Source organism: Mycobacterium sp. TH-M103, from assembly GCF_057473785.1.
This window is the reverse complement of record NZ_JBYCLG010000189.1, coordinates 1-11,490: the sequence shown is the minus strand read 5'-3', so window position 1 is coordinate 11,490 and position 11,490 is coordinate 1. Positions and strand designations below refer to the sequence as shown.

The 11,490-nt window shown below is 69.5% G+C and carries 14 protein-coding genes and 1 pseudogene; 10 read left to right on the top strand and 5 right to left on the bottom strand.

Going from position 1 to position 11,490, the window contains the following annotated elements; translation table 11 throughout:
• Positions 1–546 (bottom strand): peroxiredoxin (locus tag AC2VOR_RS10505; protein WP_486963750.1); only part of this gene is annotated, 546 nt, incomplete at its 3' end.
• 108 nt (positions 547–654) lie between these two features.
• Here AC2VOR_RS10505 and AC2VOR_RS10500 point away from each other — a divergent pair.
• The 4 genes from AC2VOR_RS10500 to AC2VOR_RS10485 are packed head-to-tail and all read left to right on the top strand — an operon-like array spanning position 655 to position 3,560.
• The gene (locus AC2VOR_RS10500; protein WP_369738575.1) at positions 655–1,605 is read left to right on the top strand and encodes a hydrogen peroxide-inducible genes activator; all 951 of its coding nucleotides are present in this window, start codon (positions 655–657) and stop codon (positions 1,603–1,605) included.
• Positions 1,606–1,629: 24 nt separating this feature from the next.
• Positions 1,630–2,331: an EthD domain-containing protein gene (locus AC2VOR_RS10495; protein ID WP_486963749.1), complete on the top strand. Its 702-nt coding sequence runs from the start codon at positions 1,630–1,632 to the stop codon at positions 2,329–2,331.
• A 9-nt stretch (positions 2,332–2,340) separates the two neighbouring features.
• Positions 2,341–2,784, top strand: coding sequence for a TIGR03618 family F420-dependent PPOX class oxidoreductase (locus tag AC2VOR_RS10490; RefSeq protein WP_369738577.1), 444 nt, complete (start codon positions 2,341–2,343; stop codon positions 2,782–2,784).
• 23 nt (positions 2,785–2,807) lie between these two features.
• A complete protein-coding gene (locus AC2VOR_RS10485; RefSeq protein ID WP_369738578.1) occupies positions 2,808–3,560 on the top strand; it encodes an enoyl-CoA hydratase/isomerase family protein in 753 nt (250 codons plus the stop codon).
• Here AC2VOR_RS10485 and AC2VOR_RS10480 read toward each other — a convergent pair.
• Complete coding sequence (locus AC2VOR_RS10480; protein WP_369738579.1) at positions 3,557–3,766, bottom strand: (2Fe-2S)-binding protein; 210 nt, start codon at positions 3,764–3,766, stop codon at positions 3,557–3,559. The two genes, AC2VOR_RS10485 and AC2VOR_RS10480, sit on opposite strands and share 4 nt — an antisense overlap.
• A 364-nt stretch (positions 3,767–4,130) precedes the next feature.
• Between AC2VOR_RS10480 and bfr the strand changes: the two genes are divergently transcribed.
• From bfr to AC2VOR_RS10455, 5 genes are all read left to right on the top strand, one after another.
• On the top strand, positions 4,131–4,628 hold the full coding sequence (gene bfr / locus AC2VOR_RS10475; RefSeq protein ID WP_369738580.1) for a bacterioferritin: 498 nt from the start codon (positions 4,131–4,133) through the stop codon (positions 4,626–4,628).
• Between the two features lie 86 nt (positions 4,629–4,714).
• Positions 4,715–5,209, top strand: coding sequence for a carboxymuconolactone decarboxylase family protein (locus AC2VOR_RS10470; RefSeq protein ID WP_369738581.1), 495 nt, complete (start codon positions 4,715–4,717; stop codon positions 5,207–5,209).
• A gap of 38 nt (positions 5,210–5,247) precedes the next feature.
• Complete coding sequence (locus AC2VOR_RS10465) at positions 5,248–6,129, top strand: TIGR03854 family LLM class F420-dependent oxidoreductase (protein WP_369738582.1); 882 nt, start codon at positions 5,248–5,250, stop codon at positions 6,127–6,129.
• Positions 6,130–6,159: 30 nt separating this feature from the next.
• Complete coding sequence (locus AC2VOR_RS10460) at positions 6,160–7,512, top strand: type I glutamate--ammonia ligase (protein ID WP_486963748.1); 1,353 nt, start codon at positions 6,160–6,162, stop codon at positions 7,510–7,512.
• The gene (locus AC2VOR_RS10455) at positions 7,509–8,618 is read left to right on the top strand and encodes an amidohydrolase family protein (protein ID WP_369738583.1); all 1,110 of its coding nucleotides are present in this window, start codon (positions 7,509–7,511) and stop codon (positions 8,616–8,618) included. The genes AC2VOR_RS10460 and AC2VOR_RS10455 overlap by 4 nt, the downstream gene beginning before the upstream one ends.
• Here the strand turns inward: AC2VOR_RS10455 and AC2VOR_RS10450 are convergent.
• On the bottom strand, positions 8,615–9,343 hold the full coding sequence (locus tag AC2VOR_RS10450) for a class I SAM-dependent methyltransferase (RefSeq protein ID WP_369738584.1): 729 nt from the start codon (positions 9,341–9,343) through the stop codon (positions 8,615–8,617). The two genes, AC2VOR_RS10455 and AC2VOR_RS10450, sit on opposite strands and share 4 nt — an antisense overlap.
• A 338-nt stretch (positions 9,344–9,681) precedes the next feature.
• On the opposite strand from AC2VOR_RS10450, the gene AC2VOR_RS10445 reads away from it, so the two are divergent.
• A complete protein-coding gene (locus tag AC2VOR_RS10445; protein WP_369738585.1) occupies positions 9,682–9,963 on the top strand; it encodes a DUF732 domain-containing protein in 282 nt (93 codons plus the stop codon).
• A 171-nt stretch (positions 9,964–10,134) separates the two neighbouring features.
• Here AC2VOR_RS10445 and AC2VOR_RS10440 read toward each other — a convergent pair whose 3' ends face one another.
• Positions 10,135–10,569, bottom strand: coding sequence for an SRPBCC family protein (locus tag AC2VOR_RS10440; protein ID WP_486963747.1), 435 nt, complete (start codon positions 10,567–10,569; stop codon positions 10,135–10,137).
• Between the two features lie 406 nt (positions 10,570–10,975).
• Positions 10,976–11,404: pseudogene (locus AC2VOR_RS10435) on the bottom strand (excalibur calcium-binding domain-containing protein); the annotation flags it as partial.
• Positions 11,405–11,490 lie beyond the last annotated feature (86 nt).

The window sequence follows — 11,490 nt, the reverse complement described above, 5'->3', positions numbered from 1 at the left end:
GTCGCCCTTGCGCCAGTTGCAGGCGCACAGCTCGTCGGACTGCAGCGCGTCCAGGACCCGCAGCACTTCCTCGACGTTGCGGCCCACGGATCCCGCGGTCACGGAGACGAACTGGATCTCGTTGTTGGGGTCGACGAGGAACGTGGCTCGGTCGGCCACACCGTCGGAGTTGAGCACTCCGGTCGCCAGGCACAGCTCCCGCTTGATGTCCGAGAGCATCGGGAAGGGCAGCGCCTTGAGGTCCTCGTGCTGCGCGCGCCAGTTGAAGTGCACGAACTCGCTGTCGATCGAGACGCCGAGCACCTGGGCGTCGCGGTCGGCGAACTCGTCGTTCAGCTTGCCGAACGCCGCGATCTCGGTGGGGCACACGAAGGTGAAGTCCTTCGGCCAGAAGAAGACCACACGCCACTTACCCGGGTGGTCGTCGCTGCTGATGGTGGTGAAGTAGTCGGCGGGATCCTGGGCGTCCACCTTGGACAGGTCACCGGGAATCAGCGCAGTGAGCTGGTAGGTGGGGAACTGGTCGCCGATCGTCAGCAATGACATATCGCTCCTTTGGCTGGGTGTCGCAATGGGGTTTGGGGGTTTTCTGACTCCATGTTGCCGTCACGGGACTGTGAAGTAAAGGTGATTTTTCACACTATACTGATAAGTATGACCGATAAGAATTATCAGCCGACGATCGCCGGGTTGCGCGCGTTTGTCGCGGTGGCCGAGAAGCGGCACTTCAGCAGCGCCGCGCCCGCCCTGGGGGTAAGCCAGTCAACCTTGTCGCAGGCGCTGGCGGCCCTGGAGAACGGGCTGGGCACCCAGCTGATCGAACGGTCGACGCGGCGTGTCTTCCTGACCCCGGAGGGCGCGGAGTTGCTCCCGCACGCCCAGTCCGTGGTGCATGCGGTGGACGCGTTCACCGCCGCCGCGGCGGGCACCGCCGACCCCCTGCAGGCCAGTCTGCGACTGGGCCTGATCCCGACGGTGGCGCCCTACGTGCTGCCCACGGTGCTGGCCGGGGTCGCCGAGCGGCTTCCCGACCTGACCTTGCGGGTGATCGAGGACCAGACCGAGCGGCTGCTGGCGGCGCTGCGCGAAGGCGGGCTGGATGCGGCGCTGATCGCGCTGCCCGCCGATGCCGCCGGCATCACAGCGATCCCGATCTACGACGAGGACTTCGTGCTCGCGCTGCCCCCCGGGCACCCGTTGTCGGGCCGGCGACGGGTCCCGACGACGGCGCTGGCGCAGCTGCCGCTGCTGTTGCTCGACGAGGGTCACTGCCTGCGCGATCAGGCGCTGGACGTCTGCCGGATGGCGGGTGTGCGGCCGGAGCTGGCCAACACGCGGGCGGCGTCGCTGTCGACCGCGGTGCAGTGCGCGACCGGCGGGCTGGGCGTGACCCTGATCCCGCAGACGGCCATCCCGGTCGAGGCGGCGAGAAGCCGGCTGGGGCTCGCCGAGTTCGCCACGCCCCGCCCGGGCCGGCGGATCGGCCTGGTGTTCCGCGCCTCCAGCGGACGCCACGAGTCCTACCGGCGGCTGGCCGGGATCATCGGCGGGCTGATCGGCTCCGAACACCGGGTGCGCCTCGTGAAAGGCGAACCCATCGAGTAACCCGGACGACTGTAGGTTCTGCGTATGGAGAAGGTGATCGCGGTACTGATGCGGCCCGACGCGGACGACGAATGGTGCGCCCGCCAGCGGGGCCCCGTTACCGAGGAGCTGTTGGGGTTGGGGGTGGCGGGGCTGGCCGTCAACGTCCGCGACGGCGTGGTGCGCCACTCGCTGATGACGCTGACGACGCTGGACCCGCCGGTGGCCGCGGTGGTGAGCCTGTGGACTCAGCAGTGCTACGGCGAGCAGGTCCAGGCGGCGCTGCGACTGCTCAGCCGCGAATGCGACCGGCTCGCCGCCTACCTGGTGACCGAGTCCGTCCCACTCGTGGCTCCGGCGGTCGAGCCCGGCGCTCGCACACCGGGTTTGGCCAACGTGGCGTTGCTCCGCCGGGCCGCCGGCATGGACCAGGCGACCTGGCTGGCCCGCTGGCAGGGTGACCACACGTCAGTGGCCATCGAGACCCAGTCGACGTTCGGCTACACGCAGAACTGGGTGGTACGCACCCTGACAGAGGGTGCGCCCGAGATCGCGGCCATCGTCGAGGAGCTGTTCCCCGCCGAGGCGATCACCGACCTGAAGGCGTTCTTCGGCGCCGCCGACGACGCGGACCTGCAGGACCGCCTCGGCCGGATGGTTGCCAGCACAAGCGCATTCGGCGCCAACGAGAACATCGACACGGTGCCGACCAGCCGGTACGTCCTGACCACCCCGTTCAAGGAGTAAGGAGCGCGCATGACGACACTGCGCGACGCCGTGGCACTGGCGGCGGGGGAGAGCGGGCTGGCGGTGGTGTCCACCGTCCGCGCCGACGCCACCGTGCAGGCGTCGCTGGTCAACGTCGGCCTGCTGGCGCACCCGGCGACCGGTGAACCCGCGCTGGGTTTTGCGACGTACGGCAGAGTCAAGCTCGCGAACCTGCGGGCGCGCCCGCAACTGGCCGTCACGTTCCGCAACGGATGGCGGTGGGCGACGGTCGAGGGCCGCGCAGAGCTGGCCGGGCCCGACGACACCCCGCCCTGGCCGGTCGACGCCGACCGGCTTCGGCTGCTGCTGCGCGAGGTGTTCACCGCCGCGGGCGGCACCCACGACGACTGGGACGAATACGACCGCGTGATGGCCGCGGAGCGCCGCGCCGTGGTGCTGATCGCACCGACCCGCGTCTACGGCAACGCCTGACCGGCAAACGTTAGGCTGCAGCGGTGATGCTGCAGATCGACGACGACAAGCGGGTGCGGACGCTCACCCTCAACCGGCCCGAGGCGCTCAACGCCTTCAACGAGGCTCTCTACGACGCCACGGCCGAGGCGCTGCTGGCCGCCGCCGACGATCCCGCGGTCGCCGTCGTCCTGCTGACCGGCACGGGCCGCGGCTTTTCCGCCGGCACGGATCTCACCGAGATGCAGGCCCGCATCACCGACCCGGGTTTCACTCCCGGAACGCACGGCTTCACCGGACTGATCGAGGCGCTCAGCGCGTTCTCCAAGCCCCTGATCTGCGCCGTCAACGGAGTCGGGGTGGGCATCGGCGCCACGATCCTGGGCTACGCCGATCTGGTGTTCATGTCGTCGACCGCCCGGCTGAAGTGTCCGTTCACCAGCCTGGGCGTGGCCCCCGAGGCGGCGTCGTCATACCTGCTGCCGCAGCTGGTCGGCAGGCAGAACGCCGCCTGGCTGTTGATGTCCTCGGAGTGGGTCGACGCCGACGAGGCGTTGCGCATGGGCCTGGTCTGGCGGGTCTGCGAGCCGGAGCAGCTGTTGCCCGAAGCGCGTCGGCACGCCGAGATTCTTGCCTCCCGGCCGATCTCGAGCCTGATGGCCGTCAAGCACACGATGGTCGAGCCGATGCGCCCGGAGATCGCGGCCGCCAGTGCGCGCGAGAACGCCCACTTCGCCGAGCTGATGGGGGCGCAGGCCAACGCCGCGGCGCTGGCCGACTTCAACAAGGGGCGCTAACGCGCCGACGCGGACTCAAGTTCGGCTTCCCGGTCGCCGTCCCGTTGGGCCGACGCGGCGATGATCGCCCGCAGCGTGCGCCTGCACCGCCCGCAGTCGACGCCGGCGCCACACGCGGCGGCAACCTCTTTCGACGTCGACGCCCCGCGCGCGACGCACTCGGACACGGTGTGGTTGGTGACCCCGACACACAGGCACACGTACATCAGCACACCCTCCGCACGCCGGCAGCGTCTCCTTCGTGACAAGCCCCGAAAACCAGCCCGCGCGACCGCGTTTCGGCCTCACCCAAGCCATCCCGCCGCAACGAGGGCCGAGGTGCAGGTGCCGAGCGCATAGGTCGCATATTAGTGGAGTCTAACCTAAGTCGATTAGTTGAGTCTAACCTAACCCGGGTGTTATGTGGGTCACTCTCAGCAACGGCCGCCACGCAATGAGCGCAGCCATACCTTCCTGGCAGATCGCTCCGCGGCATGGCAAAGTGCGAGTACAGGCGGCTTTGGGGGGCTACAGCCCAGCCTTCCTTGCCCCGGTCAGAACATGTCGGCTTTCACACCCTAAGGAGTGACCGTGCAAGGTGATCCGGACGTTTTGCGCCTGCTCAACGAGCAGTTGACCAGCGAGCTCACCGCCATCAACCAGTACTTCCTGCATTCCAAGATGCAGGACAACTGGGGTTTGACCGAGGTGGCCAAGCACACCCGCGAGGAGTCGTTCGACGAGATGCGGCACGCGGAGGCGATCACCGACCGCATCCTGCTGCTCGAAGGCCTGCCCAACTACCAGCGCCTGTTCTCGCTGCGCGTCGGGCAGACGCTGCGCGAGCAGTTCGAGGCCGACCTGGCGATCGAGCACGAGGTGCTGGACCGCCTCAAGCCGGGCATCATCATGTGCCGCGAGAAGCAGGACACCACCACCGCCAACCTCTTCGAGCAGATCGTGGCCGACGAGGAACTGCACGTCGACTACCTCGAGACACAACTCGAGTTGATGAACAAGCTCGGCGAGGAGCTCTACCTGGCGCAGTGCGTGTCCCGCCCGCCGGGCTCGCAACAGAACGGGGGTTAAGCGCGGCTCCGGGGCGCCCCGAGGCCGCCGCCGGCCGGGACTGGAACGTGTTCCAGAAATAGTCGCCGCGGGCGTACGATCCTGCCATGAGCCGAATCGGAACATTCGCCGACGACGACATAGCCGGCTGGTTCACCAAATCTCCTGACCTCGGTGGCGCCCTCGGCGGCTTCAGCCAGGCGGTCTACACCAAGAACCGGCTGCCGCTGCGCACCCGGGAGCTCGCCCGCGCGGTCATCGCCCACAACAACGAGTGCATCGTCTGCGTCAACACCCGCGACGCCGACGGCCCGGCGGCCGGCGTCGACGAGGAGCTCTACGACCACGCGCCCGAGTGGCGCACGTGGCCCGGCTACAGCGAGCAGGAGCAGCTGGCGGCCGAGTTCGCCCACCGGTTCGCCACCGAGCACACCGCGCTGCGCGACGACGAGGACTTCTGGAGCCGCTGCTCGCAGCACTTCTCCGACGAGTTGCTGGCCGACCTGGCCATCTCGTGCGCGCTGTGGGTCGGCATGGGACGGGTGTTGCGCACCCTGGACATCGGCCAGGCCTGCAAGCTGACGCTGCCCAGCCGCGCATAGGCCGCTCGGGCGTTGTCAGCTGGGCCGCCGGGCCGCCGGTGAAGATCCGTTTCGGCGTCGGGCTGGGCGCGACCACCGCGCCCGGCGAGCTCGCCGGCATCGTCGACCATCTGGAGAGCAGCGGGGTGGACTCGCTGTGGTTCTCCGAGCTGGTGTACTCCCCGGCGGTGGACCCGGTGGTCGGTATGGCGTACGCGCTGGCCCGGACGGCGCGGCTGAAGGTCGGCACGTCGGTGGCCGTGCTGCCGGGGCGGCACCCGGTGCTGGTCGCCAAGCAGCTGGCCTCCCTGGCGGCCGTCGCGCCCGGGCGGGTCCTGCCCGTCTTCGGCCTGCGTTCGGCGATACCGGCCGAGCGCGAGTTGTTCGTGGTTCCCGACGGGAAACGGGCGGCGGTGTTCGACGAGTCGCTGCGGGTGTTGCGCTCGGCCCTGCTCGACGGCTCGGCCGGCCACGCCGGCGAGTACTTCACCGTGAGCTCGGCCGCGGTCGCGCCGCGGCCGTCGCCCCCGCTGGACATCTGGCTGGGCGGCTCGGCGCCGGCGGCGTTCCGGCGCATCGGCGCGCTGGCCGACGGCTGGCTGGGCAGCTTCCTGACCCCGGACGAGGCGCGGGCCGGGCGCGTGGCCATCCAGGCCGCGGCGGCGCAGGCGGGACGCCGGATCGACCAGGACCACTTCGGCATCTCGTTGGCGGTGGCCGACGGGGAGTTGTCCCCGGGGCTGGTCGCGGTGGCGTGCCGGCGCCGTCCCGACGTCGACCCCGCCGAGCTGATCGCCGCCGACTGGGACGGGCTGCATCGCCAACTCGACGGCTACATCGCCGCGGGGTTGTCGAAATTCGTCATCCGGCCGGCGGGCGGCGCCCCGCTGGACGCGTTCATCGACCGCTTCGTCGCCGAGTTGCTCGACCGCCAGAACTGATCCGGCGCTCCGGGCTGCACAATGACTGCCATGACCGGCACCCCGCTCGCCGCCGCGGCGATCGCCCAGCTCGAGGCCGAAGGCGTCGACACCGTCATCGGCACCGTCGTCAACGCGGCGGGGCTGACTTTGGCCAAGACGGTGCCGATCCGGCGCACCAACACCTTCGCCGACCCCGGGCTGGGCGCCAGCCCCTCCTGGCACGGCTTCGCGATCGACCAGACCGGCATCGCCTTCACCGACGACATCGGCGTCGTCGGCGATCAGCGCCTGCGCATCGACCTGTCGGGGCTGCGCATTGTCGGCCACGGGCTGGCCTGGGCGCCCGCCGCCTTCTACGAGCAGGACGGCACGCCCGTGCCTGCGTGTGGCCGCGGCACGCTCGGCCGGATCGAGGCCGCGCTCACCGAGGCCGGCATCGAGGCGCTGATCGGCCACGAGATCGAGTTCCTGCTGGTCGATCCCGCCGGGGACAGGCTGCCCTCGGCGCTCTGGGCACAGTACGGGCTGGCCGGCGTCCTCGAGCACGAGGCGTTCGTGCGCGACGTCAATTCCTCGGCCACGGCCGCCGGGATCGCGATCGAGCAGTTCCACCCCGAATACGGGGCCAACCAGTTCGAGATCTCGCTGGCGCCGCATTCGCCGGTGGCCGCCGCCGACCAGCTGGTGCTGATGCGACTGGTCGTCGCCCGCGCCGCCCGCCGTCACGGGCTGCGCATCAGCCTGTCTCCGACACCGTTTGCGGGCAGCGTCGGATCGGGCGCGCACCAACACTTTTCGCTCACCATGCCGGAGGGGCCGCTGTTCTCCGACGGATCGGGCACCGAGGGCATGACCGCGGCCGGGGAGAGCGCACTGGCGGGGGTGGTGCGCGGCCTGCGCGAGGCGCAGGGCGTGCTGTGCGGGTCGATCGTGTCCGGTCTGCGGATGCTGCCCGGCAACTGGGCCGGCGCCTACACGTGTTGGGGCACCGAGAACCGGGAGGCCGCGGTGCGCTTCGTCAGGGCAGGCCCCGGCACCGCGTACGGGGGCAACGCCGAGGTGAAGATCGTCGACCCGTCGGCGAACCCCTATCTGGCGTCCGCGGCGATCCTGGGCCTGGCGCTCGACGGGATCAAGAACCAGGTGCCGTTGCCGGCGCAGGCCACCGTGGATCCGGCGAAACTCTCCGAATCCGACCGCGACCGCGACGGCATCGCCGGGCTGGCCACCGACCAGGCCGAAGTGATTGCCGCGCTGGATGATTCGGCGTTGATGCGGGGAATCCTGGGCGACGCGGCCGTGGACGCGGTCGTCGCGGTGCGCCGCCTCGAGCATCATTACTACGGCGACCTCGGCCCCGAGGAACTCGCCGACAAGTTCCGGATGGCCTGGAGCCTGTGAGCGGGCTGGCGCGGCGCATCGACGACGCGGCGTTGATCGATCAGCACGTCCACGGCTGTTGGTTGACGGCGGGGGACCGGGCTCGGTTCGAGAACGCGCTGAACGAGGCCAACACCGGGCCGCTCGCCGAGTTCGACTCCGGGTTCGACTCCCAGCTGGGCTTCGCGATACGCGCTCATTGCGCCCCCGTCCTCGGGCTGCCCAGACACGCTGCGGCCGAAGAGTATTGGGAGCGCCGCAGCCGGTACAGCGAGATCGAGCTGGCGCGCCTTTTCCTGTCGTCGGCGGGGGTGAGCGACTGGCTGGTCGACACCGGGGTCGGCGGTGACGTCGCCGACGTGGCGGAACTGGAAGCGTTGTCGGGCAACCGTGCCCGCGAGATCGTCCGCCTCGAGGAGGTGGCCGAGCAGGCCGCGCAGGCCCCCGGCGACTACGCGGCGGCGTTCGGCGAGATCTTGCACCGGCGCGCGGCAGCGGCGGTCGGCACCAAGTCGATACTGGCCTACCGGGGTGGGTTCGACGGCGACCTGACCGAGCCGTCGGCCGCGGAGGTCGCCCGCGCCGCCGGCCGCTGGCGCGACCGGGGCGGGGTGCGGTTGGACGACCGCGTGCTGCTGCGCTTCGGGCTGCACCAGGGGTTGCGTCTCGGCCTGCCGCTGCAACTGCACGTCGGCTTCGGTGACCGGGACTGCGATCTGCACAAGGCCAATCCGCTTCTCCTGCTGGATTTTCTGCGGCAAACCGACACCCCGATCGTGCTGCTGCACTGCTACCCCTACGAGCGGGAGGCAGGCTACCTGGCGCAGGCGTTCAACCACGTCTACGTCGACGGGGGCCTGAGCATCAACCATCTGGGGGCCCGCGGACCGGCGTTCATCGCCCGGCTGCTGGAGATGGCGCCCTTCCGCAAGATCCTCTACTCGTCGGACGGGTTCGGGCCGGCGGAGCTGCACTTCCTCGGTGCCAGGCTGTGGCGCAACGGCATTCACCGGGTGCTGCGCGGCTTCGTCGACACCGGCGACTGGAGCGAGGCCGACGCGCTGCGGGTGGTCGACCTGATCGCCCGCGTCAACGCCACGCGCGTCTACCGCCTGGGCGCGCGCTAGTCGAGGCGCGTCGCCGCGACCACCCAGATCGGCATGTGGACCCGATAGTCGTGCAGCAGCGGCCCGATGACGGCGAGCTGATCCTGCAGCGGCTTCATCCGCCGCTCCCAGGCCGGGTCGGAGCCCACATTCTCCATGCGGGTCAGGGTTTCGGGCCCGAAGCGGGCAACGTAGGTGGAGGTTCCGAGGTGGTCGAGGCGCCACCGCCCCGCACCGAGCACGCGCTCGAAGTTGTCGGGCACCAACCCGTCCCACTGGATGCCGTTGACGTTGTGGCGGCCGAACTCGAACATGAACAGCCGCGCCCCCGGCGCGGTGGCCCGGTGCAGGGCCTGCACGTAGCGGGTCTGGATGTCCTCGTCGTCGAGGAAGACATGGTAGAAGGCGCTGTCGACGACCGTGTCGAAGCGGCCCTCGAAGCCGTCCAGTTCGGTGGCGTCGGCGACCTGGAAGTCCACCGCGACCCCGGCCTCGGCGGCCCTGCGCCTGGCCTGCTCGATCGCCGACGCCGACCCGTCGATCCCGGTGGTGGAGTAGCCCTTCGACGCGAAGTAGATGGCGTGATAGCCCGGACCGGTGCCCGGGTCGAGCACCCGACCGCGCAATCCGCCGAAGGCCACCAACTGCTGGACCACCGGTTGCGGCCCGCCGATGTCCCAGGGGACGCGGCTGGGCTCGGACTGCCCGTAGAGCGCTTCGAAATCCATGTGGGGCCGATCGCTCATCAGCTTCCCCTTTTGTAGACAGCTGCGTTCCCTAACACGGCCGAGCCTAACTCGCTGCGCCGGGGCCCGCCAGCGGAAGATTCACCTTGTCGGTCCCCGTGCGCACAATCGGAGCGTGAGCCGGGACGACGACACCGCCGAGGTAGTGGACGCCACGGAAGCGATCGACCCTCCACCGACGTCCGTGTTGTACGCCTGGGGCGACGAACCCGAGCAGGCGTGGCGACACCACGGCTCGTCCCTGCCGCGCAGGCTGGCCGGCATCCACACCCGCGCCGAAAGCGGCGCCACCCCAGGCGCCTCCGCCGACCAAGGCAGCCCCGCCACCGGCGCGGCCGGTGCCACAGGTCCAGTCGGCACCGCCGGTCCCGCAGTTCCCACCCGAGGCCGAGCAGAGATCTGCCGATGCACTGCACAGCGACCACGGCACGTGGCTGCGAAATCCCCTGCACGCCAACGCGCAGGCGGAACAACTCTGCAGCGACCTGGCCGATGGCGGTCGCGTCGACGGCTACATCAGGGGAAAGATGCGCAAGAGTCCACAGCTGACGCCGCAGGAGGCGACGCGGGCGGTGTGGGACACCGTGGACGCCTACCGCCCGCGGTACGACGACAGATAGGGGAACCCGAGATGGCCGACGATGCACTCACCGCAGACTGGCCCGGCGTCACGCGCGACGGGGCACCCGAATCGACGAGCAGTTCGGACAAAGGTCCGAGCAAGTGCAGGATTCACACAACGCCGCTGCGCGTCGATCCGAGGAGCCGACGACGGGCCGGAGCCATCGCGTTCAGGCGCGGCGTTCGGCGGCGGCGATGCCGCCTTTGAGGAGTTCGTCGATGACCTTCTTGAACACCGGCAGCATCAGCCGATCGGCGCCGGGGATCTTCAGCGTTGAGCGCAGGTGCCAGCTGACCTCGGTCCCGGCCCCCGTCTCACGCAGTTGGACCGTGCCGACGTGATCCCGGGTCGGTGCGCCCGAGAGCATCTTGTACGCGTAGCGGGTGGGTCGCTCGTACTCGATGATCTCCTCGACGAACGGGGGTCCGATCACCACCAGACGCCTGATCGCGCCGACACCGTTGGGTGCGGGGGTGCCCTCGCGATCGAGGGTGCTGCGCCGGCATGCCCACAGGTAGTCCGCGATCCCGCGGTGGTCGGTCAGGGCGTCGAACACGGTCTCGATCGGCGCCGTCGAGGTCCGGGTCAGGGTGAACTCGATCATCCGCGCTGCACCCTGACGCTGCTCGCCGTCGATATCCGGTTGTCGGCCGTCATGATTCGTCCCCTTTCGCTACAGAGAACATAGCCCCACGGCGTGCGGCTCACCGAAGCCGCATGAGTCCGCTGGAGCCCCGCCCCCACGGACTGGTCGCCGTGCTGAAACTCTTCGGGCAGGCTGTTGATGGAAAAAGCGTCGTCGCAGGCGAAAGCCCCTGAGTTCGGGCGGCATGCAACCCCGGTCGGCCAGGACGTGGGACCGAGGCATTGAGTGAACGGATTGCCCTGCTTCACAAGGGAATGAGTCGTATCCGGTCCCCAACCAGTATGGATGCGCGGCTACGTCGATGACGGCGGGAGTGCCCGACGGGATCCGCTAGGGCGGGGCACAGCACGATCCGAGGCTGGGATTACTCGCAGGCGACACCGTCGCCGTCGCGGTCAAGCCCAGGTCGATATCCGGGCTGTCCGACATAGATCGGCGCCGCACCCGCGGCCCGTGCTGCCTTGCAGTTCGGGTAGTACACCGACAACCCGTTATCGGGTGCCGGCGCTGGAGGGGGCGGAACATATTCAGCGCCGGGGTCCGTCGGCGGCTGCCCGGGAGCCGCGGCGGGTGCCCCACAATTCGTCAGGGTTCGAGCGATCGCATCGTGTTCGGCCTGGGTCACCCACAACCCGTAGGCGGCCTTGACGTCGACGATGCGGGTGACATAGGTGCAGCGGTAGGACTTGTTGGGCGGCAACCACGTTGCAGCGTCGCCGGCGCCCTTCTGCTCGTTCATCGCCCGGGTGGTGGCCTGCAGATTGATCGGGTCGTTGGCGAAGTTGCGAGCCTGTCACGATTTCTGTGTAAGTCAGAGGTGATTTGACTACGAGTTGTATTCTAGCACAATGGGATTCGCCCAGGGAATAGTCTGGCGAG

What these genes read in the sequence shown, in the direction of transcription:
- AC2VOR_RS10495 (WP_486963749.1), top strand. Translation starts at nt 1,630, where the DNA reads ATGGAGAAGGTGATCGCGGTACTGATGCGGCCCGACGCGGACGACGAA.
- AC2VOR_RS10470 (WP_369738581.1), top strand. Translation starts at nt 4,715, where the DNA reads ATGAGCCGAATCGGAACATTCGCCGACGACGACATAGCCGGCTGGTTC.
- AC2VOR_RS10490 (WP_369738577.1), top strand. Translation starts at nt 2,341, where the DNA reads ATGACGACACTGCGCGACGCCGTGGCACTGGCGGCGGGGGAGAGCGGG.
- AC2VOR_RS10440 (WP_486963747.1), bottom strand. Translation starts at nt 10,569, where the DNA reads ATGATCGAGTTCACCCTGACCCGGACCTCGACGGCGCCGATCGAGACC.
- AC2VOR_RS10480 (WP_369738579.1), bottom strand. Translation starts at nt 3,766, where the DNA reads ATGTACGTGTGCCTGTGTGTCGGGGTCACCAACCACACCGTGTCCGAG.
- AC2VOR_RS10450 (WP_369738584.1), bottom strand. Translation starts at nt 9,343, where the DNA reads ATGAGCGATCGGCCCCACATGGATTTCGAAGCGCTCTACGGGCAGTCC.
- AC2VOR_RS10460 (WP_486963748.1), top strand. Translation starts at nt 6,160, where the DNA reads ATGACCGGCACCCCGCTCGCCGCCGCGGCGATCGCCCAGCTCGAGGCC.
- AC2VOR_RS10500 (WP_369738575.1), top strand. Translation starts at nt 655, where the DNA reads ATGACCGATAAGAATTATCAGCCGACGATCGCCGGGTTGCGCGCGTTT.